This window comes from Micromonospora sp. HNM0581 (assembly GCF_012726175.1).
GTDB lineage: Bacteria > Actinomycetota > Actinomycetes > Mycobacteriales > Micromonosporaceae > Micromonospora.
The window spans coordinates 212,347-235,087 of record NZ_JAASAD010000005.1; the positions used below are offsets into that span (position 1 = coordinate 212,347).

A 22,741-nucleotide genomic window follows, 5' to 3' on the forward strand; every position below is an offset into this window, starting at 1 on the left:
ATGACTGAGAACCCCTCGACGTTGTACCGCGCCGGTGTGCTGCACTGCCCGGCGGATCCGTCCGCGACGGCGTTGCTGGTCCGTGACGGGCGGATCGTGTGGCTGGGTTCGGATGCTGACGCTCCGCCGGCTGATCGGGTGGTGGAGTTGGACGGTGCGTTGGTGACGCCGGCTTTCGTGGACGCGCACGTGCATGTCAGTGACACCGGGTTGGTGTTGTCCGGGCTGGATCTGTCCGGGGTGCGTTCGGCCGGTGAGCTGTTGGACGGGGTGTCGGCGTACGCGGCGCAGCTGCCTGCGGACGCGGTGGTGCTGGGGCACGGGTGGGACGAGTCGAGGTGGTCGGTGGCGCAGCCGCCGTCTGCCGGGCAGTTGGGGCGGGCGGCCGGCGGGCGGCGGGTGTACCTGTCGCAGGCGTCGATTCATTCGGCGTTGGTGTCGGAGGCGTTGCTGGCGGCGTGTCCGGAGGTGGTGGTTGCGTCGGGGTACGACGGTTCGGGTTGGCTGCGGCGGGATGCGCACCATGTGGTGCGGGCGGTGGCGCGGGCGTCGGTGTCGCGGGCGCAGCGGGTGGCGGCGCAGCGGGTGGCGTTGGGGTATGCGGCGTCGGTGGGGATCGCGGCGGTGCACGAGTGTGGTGGGCCGGAAATTTCCGACGAGGAGGATTTCGTCGGGCTGTTGGCGCTGTCCGGTGTGGGGGTGCCGGAGGTGTACGGGTACTGGGGTGAGTTGGGTGGTGCGGCGCGGGCGCGGGAGTTGGGCGCGGTGGGTGCCGGTGGTGATCTGTTCGCTGATGGTGCGTTGGGTTCGCGGACGGCGCATCTGTCGCAGCCGTACGCCGATGGTGACGGGTGTGGTCACGGGTACCTGAGCGCGGACCAGGTGCGTGACCATCTGTTGGATTGTGCGGTGCACGGGATGCAGGGCGGGTTCCATGCGATCGGTGATGCGGCGGTGTCGACGGTGCTGGAGGGTTTCGCGGGGGCGGCGCGGCGGTTGGGTACGGAGCGGCTGCGGGCGGCGCGGCATCGGGTGGAGCATGCGGAGATTGTGGATCGGCGGTTGATCGCCGGGTTCGTGGAGTTCGGGGTGGTGGCGTCGATGCAGCCGGCGTTCGACCGGTTGTGGGGTGGCGCGGGCCGGATGTACGAGACGCGGTTGGGGTTGGCGCGGTCGTTGGCGTCGAATCCGATGGGTGCGATGCATGGGGTCGGGGTGGCGTTGGCGTTCGGGTCGGATTCGCCGGTGACGCCGTTGGATCCGTGGGGTTCTGTGCGGGCGGCGGTGGCGCATCATTCGCCGGTGCAGCGGATGAGTGTGCGGGCGGCGTTCGCGGCGCATACGCGGGGTGGTTGGCGGGCGGTGCATCGGGACAGTGAGGGGGTGTTGGCGTTGGGTGCGCCGGCGACGTTCGCGGTGTGGTCGACGCCGGCGGGGGTGGAGCGGGGGCTGCCGGTGTTGCAGGCCGAGGATTCGGAGGCGCGTGGTGCGGATGATCCGACGCCGTTGCCGGTGTGTCGGCGCACGGTGCTGCGTGGCGAGGTGATCTATGAGGAAGGGTCCGTGTGACCGGGAAGCTTGATCTGGATCCGGTGTTGGTGGCGCGGGCGCGGGAGTTGGCGCGGCGGGCCGGGCGGCCGGTGGTGGAGTTGGCGCGTAGCCATACGACGGTGTCGGTGGAGCGGGCGGTGTTGCGGCTGGCTGGGGTGGCCGGTGCGGACCCGGATGGTATTCCGTGGGTGAATCGGCTGGTGGAGGCGGTGGCGTCGGATGTCGGGTTGGGTCACGGGGTGGCGTTGCCGGTGTTCGATGCTCTGGCGCGGGAGCAGTTGACGGATGTGACGTTGCTGGCGCAGAAGGCGGCGGCGGGGTCGGTGCGGTTCGAGGTGCCGTCGGGTCGGGCGGCGACGGTGGCGCGGCGGGCGGCGCGTGTCGCGGTGGGTGCCGGGGTTCGGCGTATCGATCGGCGGCGGGCCGAGCGGGATCGGTTGGTGAAGCGGTACGGGGATCCGGTGCGCCGGCCGTGGATCTATCTGATTGTGGCGACGGGGGATATTTACGAGGACATTCCGCAGGCGCAGGCGGCGGCGCGGGCGGGTGCGGATGTGATCGCGGTGATCCGGTCGACGGGGCAGTCGTTGTTGGATTTTGTGCCGGAGGGGGCGACGCGGGAGGGTTTTGCTGGTACGTATGCGACGCAGGAGAACTTCCGGTTGATGCGGGCGGCGTTGGATGTGTCGTCGAGGGAGTTGGGTCGGTATGTGCGGCTGACGAATTATGCGTCGGGGTTGTGTATGCCGGAGATGGCGACGCTGGCGGGCCTGGAGCGGCTGGACATGATGCTCAACGATTCGATGTACGGGATTTTGTTTCGGGACATCAATCCGGTTCGGACGTTCGTGGATCAGCGGTTTTCGCGGCAGGTGCATGCGCGGGCGGGGATCATCATCAATACTGGTGAGGATAATTATCTGACGACTGCTGATGCGGTTGACGAGGCGCACACGGTGACGGTGTCGCAGTTGCTCAACGAGTATTTCGCGCATGAGGCGGGGTTGGCGGACTGGCAGTTGGGGCTGGGGCACGCTTTCGAGATCAGTCCGGAGGTGCCGGAGTCGTTGCGGCTGGAGTTGGCGCATGCGCTGTTGGCGCGGGAGTTGTTTCCGGATGCGCCGTTGAAGTGGATGCCGCCGACGAAGCATATGACCGGTGACGTGTTCCGGGGGAATCTGTTGGATGGGTTCTTCAATCTGGTTGGTGCGTTGACCGGGCAGGGGATTCTGCTGGTGGGGATGATGACGGAGGCGGTGGTGACGCCGTGGTTGTCGGATCGGGACATTGCTTTGCAGAATGTGCGGTACGTGTTGGGGGCGGCGGGTGGGTTGCACGAGGATTTCGTGCCGGCGCCGGGTGGGTTCATTCAGCAGCGGGCGAACCGGGTGTTGGGTGAGGCGGTCGAGTTGTTGGAGCGGATCGGGGATCAGTCGTTGTTGTCGGCGATCGCCGAGGGGACGTTCGGGATCATGAAGCGGCCACCGGATCGGGGTAGGGGGCTGGACGGGGTGGCTCGGCACGAGGCGGGCTACTACAACCCGGCGGCGGAGATTCTGGAGCGGTCGGCGTGACCGGCGGTGTCGTGCGGCCGTACGGGGACACCACCGGTGACGGCATGGTGCAGGTGTCGTTCACGTTGCCGGTGCCGCATGACAAGCGGGCCGAGGGTGCGGCGGTGCAGTTGGCGAACCGGATGGGTATCGATCCGGCGTTGCTGGTGCACGCGAAGCCGATCGGTGACGGGTTCACGTTCTTCGTGGTGTACGGGCGGGTGAACCATCTGGTGGACCTGGCTGCGGTGCGGGTGGTGGAGCGTGATTTTCCGCTGTTGAGCGCCAAGGAGGTCAACGCGGTCGTGAAGCGTCGGTTGCGGCGGAAGTTGTCGGTGGTGGGGGCGTGTATCGGCACGGATGCGCACACGGTGGGTATCGACGCGATCCTGAATGTGAAGGGCATCGCGGGGGAGAAGGGCCTGGAGTACTACCGGGAGTTGTCGGTGACGAATCTGGGTGCGCAGGTCAGTGTGCCGGAGTTGGTGGACGCGGCGCGGGGGGCGCGGGCGGATGCGGTGTTGGTGTCGCAGGTGGTGACGCAGCGGGATGCGCATCTGCACAACACGCGGGAGATGTCTGCGGCGTTCCGGGAGGCGATGCCGGTGGGTCGGCGACCGTTGCTGATCGTGGGTGGGCCGCGGTTCGACGAGTCGCAGGCGGCCGAGTTGGGGGTGGACCGGATCTTCGGTAGGGGTACGACCCCGGGTGAGGTGGCGTCCTATCTGGTCCACGCGTTGATCACGGGTAGGAAGGTGCGGGCGGCATGACTGATCGGCGGTTGGGGGTGACGGTGACGCATCGGCGGTACGTGTCGTACGCGCACGCGCACTATGCGGGTGATCTCGTCGACGGGGCGTACGCGTTGGGTCTGTTCGGGGATGTGGCCACCGAGGTGTGTATCCGTACCGATGGTGACGAGGGGTTGTTCGCGTCGTATTCGGATGTGCAGTTCGTGGCGCCGGTGCGGGCGGGTGACGTGGTGGAGGTGGTGGCGACGGTGACGCGGGTGGGTTCACGCAGCCGCACCATCGATTTCGAGGCCCGGGTGGTGTGTCGGGGGCGCCCGGATCGGGGTGGGTCGGCGGCGGAGGTGTTGGCGGAGCCGTTGGTGGCAGTGACGGCGACGGGCACGGTGGTCGTGCCTGCTGCGGGGTGAACGTCGCGGTCTGCGCCGACGTGGGGTCGACGTACACGAAGGTGGCGGTGGTCGACCTCGATGGTGGTGGGCTGGTGTCGGCGGCAGCGGCACCGACTTCTGTGGGTTCGGATGTGCTGCACGGCCTGGACGCGGCGGTGGCTGTGGCCTGCCGGGGGATCGGCGCGGGTGAGGTGCCGTGGTTCGTGTGTTCGTCGGCGGGCGGTGGGTTGCGGCTGGCGGTGATCGGTTACGAGCCGTTGGTGACCGCGCAGGCGGGGCGGCGGGTGGGGCTGTCGGCGGGGGCGGACGTGGTGCATGTGGCGGCGGGGCGGCTGGGCCGGGCGGAGTTGACGGCGTTGCGGGCGGCCCGCCCGGACGTGGTGCTGCTGGTGGGTGGCACCGACGGCGGGGACGCCGACACTCTCACGCACAACGCGGAGCGGTTGGCGCGGGCCCGGTGGCGGGTGCCGGTGGTGTTGGCGGGCAACGTCGATGTCCGTGCCGACCTGCACGGGTTGTTGGTCGGGGCGGGGGTGCCGGTGACGGTGGCCGACAATGTGCTGCCCCGCATCGGGGTGTTGGCGCCGGTGTCGGCGCGGTCGGCGATCCGGCAGGTGTTCCTCCGGCACGTGATCGGCGGTAAGGGGTTGTCGAGGGGGGCCCGGTTCACCCGGTTGGTGCGGGCGGCGACGCCGGATGCGGTGCTGTCGGGGGTGGAGGTGCTCGCCGACGTGGCCGGTGGTGACTTGGTGGTGGTCGACGTGGGTGGGGCGACCACGGATGTGTATTCGGTGCTCACGCCGGATGAGCGGGCAACGGGGCCGGGCCGGGAGGTGGCCGGTGAGCTGTGGCGGGCGCGGACGGTCGAGGGGGATCTGGGGGTGCGGTGGAGCGCACCGGGGGTGGTCCGGGCGGCTGTCGAGGAACGTCTCGTCCCGGCGGGGACGGTTGACGGGTTGGCGGCGGAGGCTGCGGTGCGGGCTGCGGATCCTGGTTTCCTGCCGGTCGATGCCGCTGGTCGGGCTGTCGATGCGCGGATCGCGGCGTTGGCGGCGACGGTGGCGTTGCGCCGGCACGCCCGTGGGGTGGGTACGGGTGAGCGGGCTGGTCGGGATCTGCGGGATGTGCAGCTGCTGGTCGGTTCGGGTGGGGTGCTGCGGCATGCTCCGGGCACGGAGACGGCCGGGGTGTTGGCGGCGGTGTTGACCGATCATGCCGGTGGGTGGGCGTTGCCGCGGGCGGCCCGGCCGGTGGTGGATTCCGACTATGTGCTCGCTGCGGCCGGGTTGCTTGCGGAGGAGCACGGGGCGGCGGCTCGGGGGTTGCTGCGGTCGCTGCTCGGTTGACCGGGGTGGCGGGGCGTGCCGTCGCGGTGTGCGGCCACGACACGCCGGGGTCGGGGAGACGACTCGTCGGGGGCGGGTTGACAAGGTCGGGGGTGGGCCACGTACCGTCTTTGAGTCCTACCACGGGAAGCGGCTGTTGTTCGCTTCGTCCCTTCGTCCGCTGGCCGAGCGACACGGTGCATGTGCAGTCGCGGCGGCCAGGTCCAGCGGGCGGGGGTCGGCGGGGCGGCGCGAACCGGCCGCGGTTACCGGTGTACGGGCAGGATGGGGTGCACGGCCAGTAGACAACGGTCAGGCGAGGGCAGCCAGTCATCGTCGGGTCGGTCCGAAGGTCGGCGTGTCGCATTCCGCCGCACCGGCCGGGAGGGGCCTGGGAGCATCGGGGCGCGGCGTACGCCGCGCCCCGACTTCGTGTGGGTACGCGTGTGTGGTGGCCGTTGGGTGGGCGGGTAGCCTTCGGCGGGTGATCGCGTCCGACCCGCCCGTGACGACCGTGGACCGTGCCGCAGGGTCCAGTGCGCCGCCGTCTGCTCTGGTGCCGTCGGGGCCGGTGCGCCTGCCGGTGGCCGTGGCCATGGCGGTGGCCGCTGGTGTGGCGTTGCTGCTGGCTTTTCCGCCGTACGGGTGGTGGCCGTTGGCGCCGGTCGGGGTGGCGTTGTTGGCCGCCGCGTCCCACCGGCGGCGGCTGCGGGCTGGTGCCGGTGTGGGTTTCCTGACTGGTCTGACGCTGTTCGCGCCGTTGCTGGCCTGGACGAACCTGCACACCGGTTATCTGCCGTGGGTGTTGCTGTCGTTGTTGCAGGCCGGCTACCTGGCGGTGTTGGGGATGGCCACGGCGTGGGTGTCGCCGCTGGCCGACCGGTTCCCGGTGGTGTGGCCGGCGCTGACCGGGGTGCTGTGGGTGGGGCAGGAGGCGTTGCGTGACCGGACGCCGTTCGGTGGGTTCCCGTGGGGGCGGTTGGCGTTCGGGCAGGACGATTCGCCGCTGTTGCGGCTGGCCGCGGTGGGTGGTGCACCGTTGGTGACGTTCGCGGTGGCGGTGGCTGGTGGGCTGCTGGCCGCGGGGGCCTGGTGGATGGTTGCGTGCCGACGCGGTGGCGGTGGCCGGTGGTGGATGCCCGCGGCGGGGTGTGCGGCGGCGGTGGTGGTGCTGCTCGCCGGTGGGTTGCTGGTGCCGGTGGCCACGGCCCGTGACACGGCGAGGGTGACGGTGGCGATCGTGCAGGGCAATGTGCCGCGGCTGGGGTTGGATTTCAACGCCCAGCGGCAGGCTGTGCTCGACAACCACGTCGAGGCCACCGTGGCGTTGGCCGGTGAGGTGGCCGCCGGGGCGCGCCCCCGACCGGATCTGGTGGTGTGGCCGGAGAATTCCAGCGACATCGACCCGCTGCGTGATGTGTCGGCTGGGGAGCGGATTTCCGCCGCCGCGGATGCGATCGGGGTGCCGATCCTGGTCGGTGCCGTGTTGTCCGGTCCGGAGCGGGGGCAGGTACGCAACGCGGGGCTGTTGTGGCGTCCGGGTAGCGGCCCGGACCTGGAGCAGCTGTACGTCAAGCGTCATCCGGTGCCGTTCGCCGAGTATGTGCCGCTGCGCCGGATCGCCCGGATGGTCAGCGACCAGGTCGACCGGGTGCGGGCCGACTTCGTGGCCGGCACCGAGGCGGGGGTGGTCGATGGTGGGCCGGCGGTGCTGGGGGATGTGATCTGCTTCGAGGTCGCCTACGACGGGCTGGTCCGTGACACCGTTGTCGGTGGGGCGCAGCTGCTGGTGGTGCAGACCAACAACGCCACTTTCGACGAGGCCGAGGCGCGTCAGCAGTTGGCCATGGTGCGGTTGCGGGCGGTCGAGCACGGCCGGGCCGCGTTGATGGCCTCCACGGTCGGGGTGTCCGGGTTCGTTGCCCCGGACGGGCGGGTAAGCGACGCCACCGGGTTCAACACCCGCGCGGTCGTGGTGCGGCAGCTGCCGCTGACCGAGGGACGCACACTGGCCACCCGGGTCGGGGTGCTGCCGGAGGTGGTGCTGGCCGGGTTGGCGGTCGCCGCGCTGGTCGGGGCGGCGGTGTTACGTGGCCGGGCTCGTCGGCGTGGTGCTGCGTCGCCGGCCGTCCAGCTGACCGACCGGGTGGCCGCCGACCTGGAGTGAGGGGGCGACGGTGGTGGAGGAGACGGTGATGTCGGGGGTGCCTGGCGTGGGTCGGGTGCTGGTGGTGATTCCCACCTACAACGAGGCTGAGAACGTGGCGGCGATCGTGCGGCGGGTTCGTCAGGCCGCGCCGCGGGTGGAGATCCTCGTCGCCGACGACAACAGTCCCGATGGCACGGGGATGATCGTTGAGGGTATCGCCGGTGCGGATCGGCGGGTGCACGTGCTGCACCGGGAGGGTAAGCAGGGGCTCGGCGCGGCGTACCTGGCGGGGTTCGCGTGGGCGCGGCGGCGTGGCTTCGACGCGGTGGTGGAGATGGACGCCGACGGCTCCCACGCCCCGGAGGATTTGCCGGCGTTGCTGGTGGCGGCCCGGGACGCCGACGTGGTGATCGGGTCGCGGTGGACCCGGGGTGCCCGGGTGGTGAACTGGCCGCTGCGGCGGTTGCTGTTGTCGCGGTGCGGCAACCTGTATGCGCGGTTGGCGTTGGGGATGCCGGTCGTCGACGCCACCGGCGGTTACCGGGTCTACCGGGCCGGGGTGCTCGACGCCGTGGATCTGGATTCGGTGTGTTCGCAGGGGTATTCGTTTCAGGTGGAGTTGTCGCGGCTGGCGCATCGCGCGGGTGCGCGGATCGTGGAGGTGCCGATCACGTTCGCCGAACGGGAGCGTGGGGCCAGCAAGATGAGCCCGCTGATCGTCGTCGAGGCGTTGTGGCGGATCACCGGCTGGGCGGTACGTGATCGGCGTACGGCGGTGCGGCGTGGGTTGCGTGCGGCCACGGCCGGGCAGGCGCGGTGGCCCTGAGCGGCACGGACCCCTCTTGAGCGGCGGCGTGTCATGCTGGACGCACGGCCGCGCTGCGGGGCGGGCCGAGACGATGAGGCGCCGTGAGGCGGTTGGGGTGAGATGCGCCGGGCATTGAGGTTCGTACCGTTGGCTCTGCTGGTGTCGGTGGCCGCGGAGATCGTCGTGTTCGTGGTGGTGGGTCGGGCGCTCGGGTTCGGTGTGGCGGCGCTGCTGGTGTTCGCGGCCTCGCTGCTGGGTCTGGTGTTGCTGCGCCGGGAGGGTATGCGGGCGTGGCGGGGTTTCCGGGAGGCCGCGCAGTCGGGTCGGCCGCCGGGCCGGCAGGTGACCGACGGGTTGGTGGGGTTGTTCGGTGCGTTGCTGCTGGCGACGCCGGGGCTGGTCAGCGGCCTGGTCGGGGTGTTGCTGTTGGTGCCGCCGGTGCGGCGGGTGACCCGGGGTGGGGTGCAGCGGGCCGCGGAGCGGCGGGTGTCGTCCATGGCCGCCGGTGACCTTTTCGGTCCCCGTCGGGTGCGGGTGTACCGGGGCGGGCCGCCGCCGGCCCCGCAGCAGCCGGTGTCCCGTGCGACGGCCGACGGTGAGGCCATCGAGGGTGAGATCGTGGAGCCGCGCTGACGCACGCGAAACGGCGCCCCGGGAGGCTTCCCGGGGCGCCGTGGACGTGACGGGTCAGGCGCGACCGCGACGGGTACGGACCTCCTGGAGCCGTTCGGCGAGGATGTCCTCCAGTTCGGCGATGGACCGTCGCTCCAGCAGCATGTCCCAGTGGGTGCGCGGCGGCTTGGCTTTCTTCTGCTCCGGTTCGCTGCCGTCGACGAGGCGGGCCACCGCTCCGTCGAACTTGCATTCCCAGGTGGTCGGCACCTCGGCGTCGACGGCGAACGGCACCTCGAACTGGTGACCCTTGGCGCACAGGTACTCGCGGGTCTGCCGCGGCGCGAGCTCCGTGTTGCGGTCGGATTCGTAGCTGACCGCGCCCAGCCGGCTTCCGCGCAGCATACGCTCGCCCATGATCGACTTCCCCTCTTCGGTGGTGCAGGTCCTATCGGTGTAACGGTCCGTCTGCGCCGGGTCATTCCCGGGAGCGCGCCTCGGCGACCCCGTACACCCAGGTGCGCAGTCCAGGGTAGCCGGCCATGACGTCTGCCCGGCGGGGGTCGTCGCGGCCCGGTCGTCTCAGCGGGCGGTCACCGCCAACGGGCATGGTAACCGGCCGTGGTGGTCCTGCGGCGCCACGGCGGGCCGGCACCCGTCGGTGCCGTGGTCCGCCGGAGGCGGATTGCTCGGGTGCCACCACTGCGAGACGCCGCTGGCGTGGTGGTCAGGGGGTGGTGCGGGTGAGGGCGGTGGCCAGGTCGGCGACCTTGGCGGCGAGTTGCGCCACCCGTTCGCGGGCGTCGTCGCGGTCGGCCTCGGTGGCGCGGAGGCGTACGGTCAACTCACTCACCTGACTTTCGGCGGCGGCGAGCGTCGCCCGCAGGCCGGTCAGTTCCTCGCCCAGCCGGTCGACACGTGTGGTCAGAGCGTCGCGCTGCTCACCGGACTGCCGGGCCTGCGCCCGGGCGTGCTCGCGGTCGGCCTCGGCCTGCGCCCGCACCTGTTCGGCCCGTTCGGCCTGCGACCGGTACTGCGCCACCTGCGACCGGGCCTGCTCGGCCTGCGACCGGGCCTGCTCCCTCTCCGCTCTGGCCTGCTCGGCCAGCGCGTGCGCCCGCTCAGCCGCAGCCCGCGCCTGGTCCGTCTCGGCGCGCAGCCGGTCAGCCTCGGCGAGGGCCACCGCAGCCCGGTCGGCGGCCGCTGTCGCCTCGGTACGGGCGGCGTCGCGTTCAGCGGTCAAGTCAGCGCCGCGACGGCGTTCGGCGGCCAAGTCCGCCCGCACCGAGGTCAGCTGGGCGTGTTCGGCGTCCCGGTCCGCCTCGGCCCGGGCCCGCAACGCCTGCGCGGCGGCGGCCTCCCGCCGGGCGTCGTCACCGGCCCGCTGCGCATCCTGCGCCCGGGTCGCGGCCGATTCGGCCAGCTCGGTCGCACGGGCGGCCTCGTCGCGTGCGGCGTCGCGTTCGACCGACGCCGCATCAGCCAGCCGACGCTGCCGTTCGGCCTGGGCCGCGGCGTCCTCGGCGGCCCGCAACGCCTCGTCGCGTTCGGTCTGCGCCGCGGCGATCTCCCCGGCGGTCTCCGCGCGTAGCTGCGACAGTTGCCGCTGCACCCCGGCCGGGGACAGCTCGGCATGCAACGCCTCGGTCAAGGTGGTGACGATCTGGTCGAGCCGGTCCACCGCCTCCCAGGTGCGGGCCACCTGCCCGGGCAGGCCCGGCGCGTTGCGGTGCCGCATACGGCTGTTGCGGGAGGCCCGCTGGCAGGCACCGTCGTTGTCCCGGCAGTACCGGAACGGGCGGCCCGCGCCGGCCCGCTGCGGCACGTCACGCCCGCAGTGGGCGCAGGGGCGGGTGTCGGTGGCGGCAGTCGACTCAACGTCCATCGAGCGGGCAGTCTAGTGCGCCGGCGCGCGACGCCGGTGAGGTCACGACCCTACCCGGGAAACGACACCTCGATCGGTTTCCCGGCCGGCACCTGCCGGATCGTCGCGCCGTACGGGCTGCGGACCCGCAGACGACGTGACACCGCCGAGACCAGCCGGACCCGTACCGCGCCGGGTCGCCAGACCAGCTCCTCGACGGTGACCCGGCCCGCGCGGCAGCCCTGGCCGCGGCGCCGGCAACAGACCGGGCCGCCCCTGCCCCAGCGACTCGATGGGCACCCCCGCCGGCAGGGTGTGCGCGGCGTCGGCGTTGTAGGTGACAGGCATGCCCCCGTAACGCTCGCGAGGTTCGATACGTTTCCGGGCTATGAAGCCATGGCAGGTCAGTGTCGTTGTCGTGACTCTTCTGCTGATCGGGTTCCTCGGATGGCTCGTGGTTTCTTATCGAAAGGGTCGCGACGAGCGGTGACCTTGATCCGCGACCGGGTCGGTGGCCCGTCGTGGCCTGCTCTTCTACTTCCTGCTCACGTTCCTGATCTTCCCCGGGCTGGTGCCGAGTCACCTGGTGGTCACCGACGGCCGGCGTTGTTCCAACTCGAGTTGATCTGTCCATGTCGAAGTCTGGACGGCCGTCACCCGGCATCGGTGCGGTGTCGGCACCGCCTGGTACCTGTCCACCCGTCCCGACGACACCTCCCACCGGCGGCTGACGAACGGCCGCGTTCAGCCGGCGACGACGGCTGCGCGGGAACGGTCGGCGGCGATCCGCACCGCCATCGCCGCCAGCACTGTGCCCATCAGCATCCGCTGTACGCGCAGCCACAGCGGCCGCCGGCTGAGGAAACCGGCGATGCCACCGGCGGTGAGCACGATCAACGCGTTCACCGTCAGCGCCACGGCGATCTGGGTCAGCCCCAGCAGTAGGCTCTGCCCGGCGACGTTGCCGCGCGCCGGGTCGATGAACTGCGGCAACAGCGACACGTACAGGATGGCGATTTTCGGGTTGAGCAGGTTGGTGACCAGACCCATGGTGAACAGTCGGCGGGCTGGATCCGGTGGCAGCGGCGCCGGGTTGAACGGCGACTGCCCGCCCGGGCGCAACGCCAGCCACGCGAGCCACAGCAGGTACGCCGCGCCGGCCAGCTTGACCGCCGTGTAGAGCGCCGGCACCAGCATGAACACGGTGGCGATGCCGGCGACCGCCGCCGCCAGGTACACCGCGAAGCCGACAGCGACCCCGAGCAGCGAGATCAGCCCGGCCCGTCGGCCCTGGGTCACCGACCGCGACACCAGGTAGACCATGTTCGGCCCCGGTGTCAGCACCATGCCGAGAGCGACCAACGCGATGCCGACGATTCCCGCCGTACTGACCATGCCCGTGACCCCCGTCCCACCGTGCGTCCGAGCCTAGGGCATCCAGCCGCTCGCTCGCTTCTGGCTCACGCCCCTAGGGCTGGTTCGGAACGGGACTCTCGTCGACCGTCGCGGTCATGTCCCCGCCGCTCGGCTCGGCGACGCAGCACCAGCCAGGTACCAAGGATGCTCAGAGAGAGCAGCGGAGCGGGGTGCCCGAGCAGCAAGGCGACGGCGATGTCGAAGATGCCGCCGCAGACCGTGGTGACGAACACCCAGACTGGTGCAGTTCGGGGCGCCCGGGCGCGGCCCCGCCCAACCGCCAACCGTGTGGTTGACCAGGGCTTCGCCACCGACAGCCAAGCCTGGAAGGCGATGGCACCGGCCATACAGGCGGAACCGAAAGCCAGGGCCAGGGTCGGACCGGTTGTACCCGCCACCGCAGCCGCCGTCGAGGCCTGCAGTGCGTCGGAGAGGACGAAGATGCCCAGGTACAGCTGTACCAGGGTGACCGCGAACTTGGTCAGCACCCACCAGTGCCGGAAGAACCCCCAGGGCGTGGCGGCGGCCAGCATGAAGCCGGTGAACGCCGAGGCGTTCGCCATCGGTGCCAGCAGCCGCATGTCGAGCAGCTCGGCCGCCTCCGTGCTGCCAATCGCGACGCCTCGGTCGTCAGTGGTGAGGCTAGTGGTCAGAAGCACGCAGATGGTCAGCGCCTGCGCCATCCAGCCGACCGAGGTGATCACGTGTAACCAGACGGTGAGTTGACGCCACCGCTTTACCCCCCGCGAAGTAGCCATGCGCTGATGCTTCCATCGGTCGGAGGCGGGTACGACCGGTGAAAACCCGGAACGTGCCGCCCGGTAGCCCCTAAGGGCTCCCGGGTGCGGTGTCGTAGTGCAGGCTCGACCCGGGCGGCTGCGGCGCGACTCTCACGGGCTCGGCAACGATGGGCACCTCCCGCAGGCTCAGGGTCCTCAGCCGGGCGGGTCGGAGACGACCGGTGGTGCCACCTCGGCGTGGTGGGCGATGAGGACTGCCCCAGGACGGCTCTGATCGCTATCGAGCAGTAGGACGGTGAACCCGGCCTCCCGCAGCCACGCGGCCACCTGGTCGGGTTGTCGATGGTGGACGTACAACCGCATCGGGTGGCCCCCGTAGCCCTGTGTCTTCAGGTGGGAGCCGTCTCCGACGTGGAAGCCGAGCAGTAGGGGTGCCCCGGGCCGCAGGACCCGCCGGAAGTGGTCCAACACCGTGGGGATCGTGTCGTCCGGGACGTGGATCAGAGACCAGAAGGAGAGCAGCCCACCGACCGAGCCGTCGGCGAGTTGCAGATCGGTCATCGTGCCCACCTCGAATCACAGGTCGGGATGGTTCCGCCGAGCAATGTCGATCATCGCGGGGGACAGCTCGATGCCGAACACCGCCACGCCGAGGTTCCGGAGGTGGGCGGTCACGTGGCCTGGTCCGCAACCGACGTCCGCGACCGGCCCCGCACCGCCGGTCGCCACCAGTTCCCAACCATGCGTATGCATCTGCCCCGGATTCGTCCGCGCGCAACGTCGCCTTCCTCTCACTGCTGCCCCCGGCCTTGGGCTCTGCTCGTGGGCGGACAACGTGAAGGTGAAACAGTGCACCAACCATGCCCGGAATGCTCGCGTAAACATTTCTCAGAACCACGCCGCGACACTCTTGCGTGAGAACGGGTTTTGAGAACGGATCCGGCCCGGATCGGCGGCACCGGGCCGGATGCCGGATCTCTTCTCAGAATGGACCGTTTTTGAGAACCAGGAGGAGGCTTGTCCGTGTCTGTGGCGGCATGGGACCACGGCAGGCTCGTGGCCTTCGGGTACAAGACGACGGTAAGCAGTTGACCTAGGCCCTCACCTGGTCAACTCCTCAACCTGAGGTTTCTGGGCAGCCGCAGCGCCGGCTGGTGATGGCGCCCGGCTATCGCCTCACCGCTTGAGCATCGCCCGTGACACTGCCTCGCGCCCGGGAGGGCAGGCCACCCCGAGTTGCGTCCCCACGCCTGTGGCGTGGGGACGCAACTCGTCTCGCTCAGAAGGTGACCCGGCCACCGATACCGCCGTCGGGTGCGATCTCCTGGATGCGCGCCATGTCCGCCTCGGTCAGCTTGAGGTCGGCCGCCGCGGTGTTCTGGGCGACGCGCTCGGTGCTGCGCGAGCCGGGGATGGGGACGACGTCCTCGCGGCGAGCGAGCAGCCAGGCCAGTGACAGCTGGGACAGGGTGGCTCCCTTGCTGGTCGCCAGTTCCGTCAGCTGCTCGGTGATCGCGATGTTCGCGTCGAAGTTCTCCGGCGCCCACCACGGGGCCGCCCCGCGCATGTCGCCGTCCCCGTAGCCGTCGCCGGGCTTGACGGCTCCGCTGAGGAACCCGCGGGCCAGCGGTGAGTAGGCCACCAGGCCGATGCCCAGCTCGTCCAGCACCGGGAACAGCGCCTCGGACTCCCGGGAGAAGATGGAGTACTCGGCTTGCATCACCGAGATGGGGTGCACGGCGTGGGCGCGGCGGATGTTCTCGGCGCTGGTGTTGGACAGGCCCAGGTACTTAGCCTTGCCCGCGGCCACGTACTCAGCCATGACCTCGACGACGTCTTCGATCGGCACCGCCGGGTCGTCGACGTGCTGGTACAGCACGTCGATGGTTTCCACCCCGAGGTTGACCAGGCTGGCATCGATGACCTCGCGGATGTGGTCGGGTCGGGAGTTGAACCCGAACTCCTTGGTCCAGCCGAACTTCGTGCCGATGGTGACCTTGTCGCGGAACGGTGCCAGGGCGGCGCCCAGGAGTTTCTCGCCCTCGCCCCAGCCGTAGAGCTCGGCGGTGTCGAAGTGGGTGACTCCGAGCTCGACGGCGTGCCGGATGGCAGCGATGGAGGCGGTGTCATCGCTGTGGCCGTAGGCCATCTTGGTGCCCATCGAGCCGTAGCCGATGGCCGAGGTGGTGAGGCCCTGCCGGCCCAGTGAACGCTGCTCCATGAGTGGCTCCTTCGTGGCGTCGTAGATGACACTGTACGCCTAATCTGTCAGATCCTGTCAACTATGGCGCGCTATGATGCATGCCATGGTCGAGAAGACGCGGCAGCCAAAAGGGTTGCGGGACATCACCCGTGACGCGGTGCGCAACAGCATCAGCGATGTGGCCGTCGACCTGTCCGCGGAACGCGGCTTCGACGCGGTCACCGTCGAGGACATAGCGCAGACCGTCGGCATCTCCGCACGCAGCTTCCACCGCTACTTCCCCGCCAAGGAGGACGCCGTCCTGGGCGACTCGACCCCCTGGGGCGAACTCGTCCGAGAGGTGGTCGCCACCCGCCCGGACGATGAACCGGTGTGGCAGTGCCTGCAGACTGCCTACGAAGCCCTGCTGGGGCAGTTCGGGGAACTGGACGCACGAATGAAGCGGAGGTTGCGGGTTCTTGGCAGCACACCCTCGCTGAGGGCCCGCAACATGGAAAAGCACCTGCAGTGGGAGGCGATGCTCACCCCGCTGATCGCCGCCCGTCTGCCCGGGCAGAACACAACGCTTCGCGCACGGACGATCATCCAGGCGAGCCTGGCCTGCTGGGACATCGCGCTGGCCACCTGGGCCGAGGAATCGGAGACCCGATCGGCCGGCCACCTACTGGCGCTCACCTTCGCCGAGCTATCACCCAACACCGCAGGACCGGGCGCCTAGAAATCGGTGGCTGCGTCTCGTCGGGTCATAGCCGCTGCCAGACGGCCTCGACGAACCGCTCCGCCCAGTTCGTCAGCGACGCACCCTCGCTGCTGGTCTGGGTGGCCACCGCCACCGGACCATCGGAAAACGCGACGCCACCGCTGGTGTTTTGACATCACCGGCCGCCATCGCCGATCAGTCCAAGGAGGGCAGAGCGCCGCAGCGCAGCGGGCGGTACCCGTCGGCGTCGAGCTGGGCGAGTTCGCCGTCGATGTCGACTGAGTGGGTGCCGTAGAAGTGCACGTTCTCGTGGTGAGTCGGCCAGATGTGGGCCAAATACCTCGTCGTCGACCTCGCGGCCGGTCCGGCGTAGCGCGGCGACGCCCAGTCCGTGGTATTCGGTCGACCAGCACACGATGGCGTTACAGATCGAGGGTGTGCGCGTCGAGCCGGCGCAGGTACGCCAGCTTCTCCGGCTCCGCCTTAACCGCTGCCGGGCTCGACGACGTCGGCCCCACCCCCAGCCACGCCAGCGGGGTACGCCCCAGATAGGCGTCCGACACCAGCAGCAGGTCCAGCTCGGCGCGACGCCGCTCGGAGAGCAGATGCTCGGTACGGGTCGGGCTGCGGGCGCCGTAGTCACGCAGCTCACCCATCGGCACGCCCAAGCGCTGCGACAGCCGGCCCACCGCGGCGGCCGGCACCGAGCTCACGTCATCCGGGACGTAGCCCAGCCACGGCAACGCGCACAGCTGGACCGCCGCGCCGAGCACGTTGCGGCCCGTCCGGAACTTGCGCAGGAACGCCTCGCCCGCGTCCGTGAGCATGAAATGCCGGATCAACTCCACCCGGCCGATCTCCGGGAACGACCGCAACCGCGCCATCTCCACCAGAGCCGATCTTGCCTAACGGGGCATTCCCGAGCGTTGGTCCTCAAGGGCCTACCAGTTTCCGCGATCCTGTTCCTCGCCCCAGACAGAGATATTTATCGGATTACCGCCAACGATAATCCGATAAATATCTCGGATGAAGCGGACATATCGTTCGCACATCATAATGACTGTTATTGTGTGTTCGGGTGTTGGCCGCTCGTGCCCCGTCTCAGTTGATCTAGGACATCCGCTGAAGCTGGAGTTGCGGGCCCGACTATCTGCGACCCCACCCAGTGAAGCTGGGGGTGACGGCTGCTTGAGTGAACCGGACTCGGGGGTGACGTCCTGATAGGCCGTACTGGCGACGCGGGCCGATTGGCGCATCTGATCGAACGCGGGGGTGTCGTCCGAGGATGACAACCTTGGGGCCGCCTCCGGGCCTGCCGGGGCTTGAGTCCTCGTCAACGACAGATCTTGGCCGTGATCCTGACCCTGCCCAGGAAGCTCGTCGGCCACGGAAGCTGTTCGCGCTGCATGTCCGCGGAGACTCAATGGTCGAAGCTGGCATCGCAGACGGGGACGTCGTCGTGGTGGACGGATCGGTCACGGTAGCTGAGCCTCAATTCTCAGCGTCATGCGACCGGCGGGCCGACTGTGCCGATCGGTGTGCGCGTGCGGCCGTGGATGAAATGGCGGCCAGGTGCGGACGGGTCGGCAACCAGATGGTCTGAATGCCGAGTTGCTCGTTCATCGCGGCGAGCTGGTACTCGTAGCCAAGGTCCGCGGCCGTGCGTACGCCGCGGACGATGACCGTGGCGCTGCGGCGTAGGCAGTAGGCAGTGGTCAGGCCGGCCCAGGTGTCCACTTCGACGTTGTTCCAGGCTGCCGGCATCACGTCGCGCACCTGCACGGCCCTGGCCGTGGCCCCGGCGGTTGGTTGCTTGTCGGCGTTCACCGCCAGCAACACGATGATCCGATCGAACAACACCCGAGCGCGGGCCACCAGGTCGCGGTGTCCCGGGGTGAACGGATCGAACGTGCCTGGATAAACCGCCAACGAGACGCGTACGGGCGCCACTCCACGATCCGATGTAGCAGTCACCGCGACCCCAACCACATTGCCACGATTGTCTGTGATCTTCTCAAGGTCTTGTTGCTGCTCAGGTGAGGACGAAAAGGTCCAGGGCGTCGACCACGGGTCCGGTCTCACGGTGCGCTGCCTTGCGCAGTCGGGCCAGAGCTGCGGCGTGCGCGTCGTCGCGCATCAGTTGCAGAGGGGTGTGTGCCTCGCGGCGCAGTGCCGACGCCTCGAACGCCGCGGCGTCCGCGGTGTCGTACGTGATCCGAGCCATGCCTTTGACCCAACTGCCTGGGCGCCCGAGGAAGCAAGGGTGCAGAGGTGTGACGAACCGCCCAGGCTGACGGCTGCCGGCCAGGTGCGGTTTACGTAAGGTCGGTCCATGGGTGCGGACTCTGACGTGCGGCGCTGGCTACGGCAGCGCGGAGCTGGGACAATTCAGCACCCCGGCGGCACTCTTTATGCCCACCTGTGCCGGGTGCATGACCGTCTCGCTGAGCTGGAGTGTGGCGTTGACACGCCACTGGCCGGTCTCGCGCATGCCGTCTACAGCACGGACGGCTTCGATGTGACGCTGCTCGACTGGAACGATCGAGCCACCCTGCGAAACCTCATCGGCGACGACGCTGAGGCATTGGTCTATCTGTACGGGGCCTGCGACCGCAGGCGGACCTGGCGAGAGCTGGCGACAACCGGTGAGGTCGTCGACCGCTTCACCGATCAGACGTGGCACCTGAGCCCCGGCCAGATGCGACCCTTCGTGGATCTCAGCATCGTCAACGAGCTGGACGTCATCGAGCAAGATCCTTCTACCGTGGACAAGCACGGCGCGTACTTTCGCTCCCTGTTCGCCGCCTGGGCTCCGATCGCATCCCCGCAGGTCAGCAGTGAGGTGCAGCGACTTCTCGGCGAAGGCAACCAAAGCACTTCTGCGAGGGCCCAGAATTGACGGTCCGTACCGGCCCCGGTTCACCGAGGCCAGCATTCCGCAGCCCTACGCCTGGAGACTTGGTGCCGTCGGTTTGGTGATCGTTTCCGGTCCCGGATTTGGTAGTGGATTCTTCCGGTGACCACGTCGAGGCTGGCGATCATGTGCCGGACACCGCGGTCACGGTGGTAAGTCGCCCGGAGTCGGACCGGTTTGCCCTGCGGTTTCCAGGTTTTGCCCGGCCGGGGCTGCAGGTTCAGCGGCCGAACTCGAAGAGCCCAGATGACCCGGCCGCCGGCCGGTGGTTGGTCGTAGAGGTCGAGGACCCGACGCATCTTGGCGGTGAAGAACGACGATCGCCCGGCGGCTCACCCGCTGCTCCGAGCCCTTGTCGGTGGTTGGTGCGCCGGGCTGCGGGCCGTGGGGTCAGGTGCGCCCCCACTGCTATCCCGGGATGCTGTCTTCGGTCAGCGCCTGGGTGCCGAGGACGCTGAGGAGCTTGAGCCGATCGGCGGCGTCGCTACCGGGAGCGGCGGTATAGGCGACGATGCGCAGGTCGCAGCTGGGAGCTGTGAACAGGTCGCAGTCGAGGATGAATGTTCCAACTTCGGGGTGGTGCACGGTCTTGGTGTGCGACTCGTGGACGCCCACGGTCCCCCTCTCCCACAGGTTGGCGAAGTCGGTGCTGACGCCCCGCAGGTCCTTGATGAGGGAGCGCAGGCTGACATCGGTGGGGTAGCGGGCGGTCGCCGCTCTGAGATCGGCGACCAGCGCCGCCTCGAACCGGGCCTCCTGCTCGGCGGTGTGGCTGATTCTGCTCGGCAGACCGGCGAAGTGCCGCCAGGTGATGTTGCGCTCGCGTCCGCGCAGCGCGGACGCGTCCCCGAACAGGGCGGCCCACAAGGGGTTCCACAGGATCAGGTTCCAGGCCGCATCATAGACGCTCAGCGGTGCGCCGTCCAGCTGATCGAGCAACCTTCGGACCCCTGGTGGGATGTGTGCCGAGACCTGTCCGGGGCCCGGTGCCGATTGGCCCGCGAGGAGATACAGGTGTTCGCGCTCGGCCGCCGACAGCCGCAGGGCACGGGTCAGCGCGGACAGCACCTGCGCAGACGGCGAGGTGGCCCGGCCCTGTTCCAGGCGGATGATGTAGTCCACCGAGAGGCTGGCGAGCTGCGCCAGTTCCTCGCGTCGCAGCCCGGCGGCCCGGCGGAGTCCGCCCGTGGGGATTCCCACCGCGGCGGGGGCCGTACGGTCGCGCCAGCTACGCAGCGTCCTGCCCAGTTCCCTGGATCCGCTCACGGCCTCAGTATGCCGCTCACCGTGCCCGGACAGCCTGGCACTGGCAGTCCACAGGCAACGGCGGGCACTGTCTGTCCGTCCGCGGTACGAGGAGGGTGAAGGCGTCATAGCCCCACCGAGCACCGGAGTGAACAACCATGACCACCGCACTGATCACCGGAGCGAACAAGGGCCTCGGCTTCGAGACGGCCCGCCGCCTGGTTGAGGCCGGGCACGCCGTCTACGTCGGGGCGCGCGATGCCCACCGCGGCCGAGAGGCGGCCACCCGGCTCGGCGCCCGCTTCGTCCAGCTCGACGTCACCGATGAGGATTCCGTCAAGGCCGCCGCCGAAATCGTCCGCGCAGACGCCGGCCGACTCGACGTGCTGGTGAACAACGCCGGGATCGCAGGCGCGCGCAAGCTCGGCCGGGTCGGCGAGGTCACCGGGGCCGACATGATGACCACGTACGACACGAACGTCTTCGGCGTCGTGCGGGTCACGCACGCCTTCCTGCCACTGTTGGAAGCAGGCGACGCCCCGGTCGTCGTCAACGTCGGCAGCGGTCTGGGCTCTGTAGCGGCGACCACCGATCCCAGCCGGGTGGAGTTCCGGGTGACAGTGCTGGACTACAACTCCTCCAAGACCGCGCTGGTCATGGTCACCTCGCAGTACGCCAAGGCGTACCCCGCCATTCGGTTCAACGCCGTCGATCCCGGCTACACCGCCACCGACCTCAACGGCCATCAAGGTAGTCAAACCGTCGAAGAAGGCGCGGAGATCATCGTCCGCATGGCCTCCATCGGCGCCGACGGACCGACCGGCGGCTTCTTCGACAAGGCCGGCCCGGTCGCCTGGTAGCCGTCCGGTGCCCGGTACGGGCAGGTCAGAAACACCGTGCGGGCAGAGAAGAGCGACGGGCTCACGGTCACGGGGGCAACCCTGCGCGTGGGCTCAGCTGAGCGGCCACCGGAACGGACACCACGATGAGCACCGGGCCGACCGCCTTACGGGGTCGGGCCGGTCGTCGTTTCCGGTGATGGGCGCCATCTCTGTCCGCCGAGTGGGACTGGTTGCTCGCCTTGGCTGACGACGATCGTGTCGTCGCCGTACTTCGCCGCAAGGGCTCGCTCGTCAGCGGCAGTGTCCGCCGCGGTCATCACCTCGACGCCCGATCCGTCAGGCCGTGGACCAGCACCGTTGACGCACCGACACCCACGGCGCCGGTGCGTCAAGGGGGGCTCGACCGTAGCCGGCCCGGGCCTGCAACCGCCTGGCGTGCACGCCAGGCGGCGCAGGCCCGGCAGACCGGCCGGAGTCGGCCCGCACCGCACGGCCGAGCAGGTACGCCCGGAGGGTGTCCTCGGTGAAGTGTCGGGACAACCCGTTGACCTGGGACAGCACCAGGCAGTGTAGGGGTCGGGTGTGACGTGGTCCCCTCCCCGTGCCGGGTGGCCGATCATGAGGTGTCGGCGCGCCTGATCGTCAACCCGCGGCAGGGCTGAGAGCATTTTTCGCATGCATCCGCACGACACCTTGGTGCAGTATCACCCGGCGGCGTACCCGGCCCTGCCGGACGGACCGATGGCCGTCACCGACGCATGGTTACGTAACCGGCGGTTGAGCGAGCACACCCGCGACGCCTACCGCCGCGACGTCGCCGGCTGGCTGGCCTGGTGCGCCGACCGGCAACTGGACCCGCTACGCGCGAACTTCCTGCACGTCAACGAGTACGGGCGGGCGTTGGAGAGCAGCGTCTCCGACCGCACCGGCCGACCGCTGACCCCGGCGACGGTGGCCCGGAAACTGTCCGGGCTGTCGAGCTGGTACGACTTCCTGGTCAAACTGCGGGCGGTGGAACTCAACCCGGTGGCTGCGGCCGACCGGCCACGGGTCGACCGGGACCATTCGGCCACCGTCGGTCTGGCGCCCGACGAGGTGGACGCGCTGCTCGCGGCGGCCGAGGCCGCTACGGGGTCGACGGCCGCCCGGGACCGGGCCGCCGTCGCGCTGCTGGCCGATCTCGGACTGCGGGTGGGGGAGTTGGTGTCGCTGAACCTGGACGACCTGGGCGCCGAGCGGGGCCACCGCAGTGTGCGATTCGTCGGCAAGGGCGGGCGGTCACGCCGCCGGGCGCTGACCCCCGGCACGGCGTACGCCATCGACGCGTACCTGGCCGAGCGGGCTGCCGCGCAACAGGTGGCGGTGTCGGAGTTGACCGGCCCGTTGCTGGTCACCGCCAGCGGTGCCCGCCTCGACCGGCATGCGGTGTTCCGGATGGTCCGACGACTCGCCCGCAGCGCCGGGATCCCCGGATGGGCCCGGTTGTCGCCGCACTCGCTGCGGCACGCCTTCGCCACCACCGCGCGCTCCGAGGGGGTGCCGCTGGAGGACGTGCAGGACGCGATGGGGCACGCCGATCCGCGTACCACCCGCCGTTACGACCGGGACCGGCACAACCTGGACCGCGATCCCGCGTACGCCATCTGGGCGGCCCGGGCCCGTAGGCGGAGCTGACCGG

At 69.8% G+C, this 22,741-nt stretch carries 22 protein-coding genes and 3 pseudogenes; 13 read left to right on the forward strand and 12 right to left on the reverse strand.

The genetic code is table 11. The features are described 5' to 3' along the window. The 8 genes from HCA58_RS09595 (at position 1) to HCA58_RS09630 (ending at position 9,160) form a co-directional block, all read left to right on the forward strand. Positions 1-1,569: an amidohydrolase family protein gene (locus HCA58_RS09595; RefSeq protein ID WP_169597413.1), complete on the forward strand. Its 1,569-nt coding sequence runs from the start codon at positions 1-3 to the stop codon at positions 1,567-1,569. After that, positions 1,566-3,125: a lysine 5,6-aminomutase subunit alpha gene (locus HCA58_RS09600; RefSeq protein ID WP_169597414.1), complete on the forward strand. Its 1,560-nt coding sequence runs from the start codon at positions 1,566-1,568 to the stop codon at positions 3,123-3,125. The genes HCA58_RS09595 and HCA58_RS09600 overlap by 4 nt, the downstream gene beginning before the upstream one ends. Next, on the forward strand, positions 3,122-3,874 hold the full coding sequence (locus HCA58_RS09605; RefSeq protein WP_169597415.1) for an OAM dimerization domain-containing protein: 753 nt from the start codon (positions 3,122-3,124) through the stop codon (positions 3,872-3,874). The genes HCA58_RS09600 and HCA58_RS09605 overlap by 4 nt, the downstream gene beginning before the upstream one ends. After that, positions 3,871-4,263, forward strand: a complete 393-nt coding sequence (locus HCA58_RS09610; RefSeq protein ID WP_169597416.1) for a hotdog domain-containing protein — start codon at positions 3,871-3,873, stop codon at positions 4,261-4,263. Before HCA58_RS09605 ends, HCA58_RS09610 begins: the two co-directional genes overlap by 4 nt. After that, positions 4,260-5,591, forward strand: a complete 1,332-nt coding sequence (locus tag HCA58_RS09615) for a glutamate mutase L (RefSeq protein ID WP_169597417.1) — start codon at positions 4,260-4,262, stop codon at positions 5,589-5,591. The genes HCA58_RS09610 and HCA58_RS09615 overlap by 4 nt, the downstream gene beginning before the upstream one ends. Before the next feature lie 535 nt (positions 5,592-6,126). Beyond that, positions 6,127-7,737 carry an apolipoprotein N-acyltransferase gene (gene lnt / locus HCA58_RS09620; RefSeq protein ID WP_346775939.1) on the forward strand — a complete coding sequence of 537 codons (1,611 nt, stop codon included), beginning with the start codon at positions 6,127-6,129 and terminating at the stop codon, positions 7,735-7,737. Between the two features lie 10 nt (positions 7,738-7,747). After that, the gene (locus tag HCA58_RS09625) at positions 7,748-8,545 is read left to right on the forward strand and encodes a polyprenol monophosphomannose synthase (RefSeq protein ID WP_169597418.1); all 798 of its coding nucleotides are present in this window, start codon (positions 7,748-7,750) and stop codon (positions 8,543-8,545) included. 102 nt (positions 8,546-8,647) lie between these two features. Further along, complete coding sequence (locus tag HCA58_RS09630; protein WP_169597419.1) at positions 8,648-9,160, forward strand: FxsA family protein; 513 nt, start codon at positions 8,648-8,650, stop codon at positions 9,158-9,160. 54 nt (positions 9,161-9,214) lie between these two features. Here HCA58_RS09630 and HCA58_RS09635 read toward each other — a convergent pair whose 3' ends face one another. The 6 genes and pseudogenes from HCA58_RS09635 to HCA58_RS09665 all read right to left on the reverse strand — a co-directional run bounded on the left by HCA58_RS09635 (position 9,215) and on the right by HCA58_RS09665 (position 15,380). After that, positions 9,215-9,556, reverse strand: coding sequence for an RNA polymerase-binding protein RbpA (locus tag HCA58_RS09635; RefSeq protein ID WP_169597420.1), 342 nt, complete (start codon positions 9,554-9,556; stop codon positions 9,215-9,217). 310 nt (positions 9,557-9,866) lie between these two features. Next, the gene (locus HCA58_RS09640) at positions 9,867-11,024 is read right to left on the reverse strand and encodes a hypothetical protein (RefSeq protein ID WP_169597421.1); all 1,158 of its coding nucleotides are present in this window, start codon (positions 11,022-11,024) and stop codon (positions 9,867-9,869) included. Between the two features lie 723 nt (positions 11,025-11,747). Next, positions 11,748-12,398: a LysE family translocator gene (locus tag HCA58_RS09650; protein ID WP_169597422.1), complete on the reverse strand. Its 651-nt coding sequence runs from the start codon at positions 12,396-12,398 to the stop codon at positions 11,748-11,750. 65 nt (positions 12,399-12,463) lie between these two features. Next, positions 12,464-13,177 (reverse strand): hypothetical protein, encoded by a 714-nt coding sequence (locus tag HCA58_RS09655; protein WP_169597423.1) that lies wholly within the window; start codon positions 13,175-13,177, stop codon positions 12,464-12,466. 177 nt (positions 13,178-13,354) lie between these two features. Then, positions 13,355-13,894 (reverse strand): annotated as a pseudogene (locus tag HCA58_RS09660) (class I SAM-dependent methyltransferase); the annotation flags it as partial. Between the two features lie 544 nt (positions 13,895-14,438). Beyond that, positions 14,439-15,380 (reverse strand): aldo/keto reductase, encoded by a 942-nt coding sequence (locus tag HCA58_RS09665; RefSeq protein WP_169597424.1) that lies wholly within the window; start codon positions 15,378-15,380, stop codon positions 14,439-14,441. Positions 15,381-15,465: 85 nt separating this feature from the next. Between HCA58_RS09665 and HCA58_RS09670 the strand changes: the two genes are divergently transcribed. Next, on the forward strand, positions 15,466-16,080 hold the full coding sequence (locus tag HCA58_RS09670; RefSeq protein WP_205808138.1) for a TetR family transcriptional regulator: 615 nt from the start codon (positions 15,466-15,468) through the stop codon (positions 16,078-16,080). A gap of 177 nt (positions 16,081-16,257) precedes the next feature. Here the strand turns inward: HCA58_RS09670 and HCA58_RS09675 are convergent, their stop codons facing one another. Further along, positions 16,258-16,398: a hypothetical protein gene (locus HCA58_RS09675; RefSeq protein ID WP_169597426.1), complete on the reverse strand. Its 141-nt coding sequence runs from the start codon at positions 16,396-16,398 to the stop codon at positions 16,258-16,260. An 89-nt stretch (positions 16,399-16,487) separates the two neighbouring features. Then, positions 16,488-16,946, reverse strand: a pseudogene (locus HCA58_RS09680) (DUF4158 domain-containing protein); the annotation flags it as partial. Positions 16,947-17,347: 401 nt separating this feature from the next. Between HCA58_RS09680 and HCA58_RS24030 the strand changes: the two are divergent. Beyond that, positions 17,348-17,665: a S24 family peptidase gene (locus tag HCA58_RS24030; protein ID WP_346775933.1), complete on the forward strand. Its 318-nt coding sequence runs from the start codon at positions 17,348-17,350 to the stop codon at positions 17,663-17,665. Here HCA58_RS24030 and coaD read toward each other — a convergent pair. Together coaD and HCA58_RS09690 are read right to left on the reverse strand one after the other, a co-directional pair. Next, positions 17,554-18,012 carry a pantetheine-phosphate adenylyltransferase gene (coaD, locus tag HCA58_RS09685; protein WP_346775934.1) on the reverse strand — a complete coding sequence of 153 codons (459 nt, stop codon included), beginning with the start codon at positions 18,010-18,012 and terminating at the stop codon, positions 17,554-17,556. The genes HCA58_RS24030 and coaD overlap by 112 nt on opposite strands. An 82-nt stretch (positions 18,013-18,094) precedes the next feature. Then, a pseudogene (locus HCA58_RS09690) lies at positions 18,095-18,241 on the reverse strand (SAM-dependent methyltransferase); the annotation flags it as partial. Between the two features lie 153 nt (positions 18,242-18,394). On the opposite strand from HCA58_RS09690, the gene HCA58_RS09695 reads away from it, so the two are divergent. Continuing rightward, the gene (locus HCA58_RS09695; RefSeq protein WP_169597427.1) at positions 18,395-18,961 is read left to right on the forward strand and encodes a DUF6817 domain-containing protein; all 567 of its coding nucleotides are present in this window, start codon (positions 18,395-18,397) and stop codon (positions 18,959-18,961) included. A 423-nt stretch (positions 18,962-19,384) separates the two neighbouring features. Here the strand turns inward: HCA58_RS09695 and HCA58_RS09700 are convergent, their stop codons facing one another. Further along, complete coding sequence (locus HCA58_RS09700) at positions 19,385-20,242, reverse strand: helix-turn-helix domain-containing protein (RefSeq protein WP_169597428.1); 858 nt, start codon at positions 20,240-20,242, stop codon at positions 19,385-19,387. A 137-nt stretch (positions 20,243-20,379) separates the two neighbouring features. Between HCA58_RS09700 and HCA58_RS09705 the strand changes: the two genes are divergently transcribed. Beyond that, a complete protein-coding gene (locus HCA58_RS09705) occupies positions 20,380-21,081 on the forward strand; it encodes an SDR family NAD(P)-dependent oxidoreductase (RefSeq protein ID WP_169597429.1) in 702 nt (233 codons plus the stop codon). Between the two features lie 318 nt (positions 21,082-21,399). Here the strand turns inward: HCA58_RS09705 and HCA58_RS23475 are convergent, their stop codons facing one another. Further along, positions 21,400-21,624, reverse strand: coding sequence for a hypothetical protein (locus HCA58_RS23475; RefSeq protein ID WP_240955802.1), 225 nt, complete (start codon positions 21,622-21,624; stop codon positions 21,400-21,402). 114 nt (positions 21,625-21,738) lie between these two features. Between HCA58_RS23475 and HCA58_RS09715 the strand changes: the two genes are divergently transcribed. Continuing rightward, entirely contained in the window at positions 21,739-22,737 is a 999-nt protein-coding gene (locus HCA58_RS09715; protein ID WP_169597430.1) for a tyrosine-type recombinase/integrase, read from the forward strand. Positions 22,738-22,741: the final 4 nt, after the last annotated feature.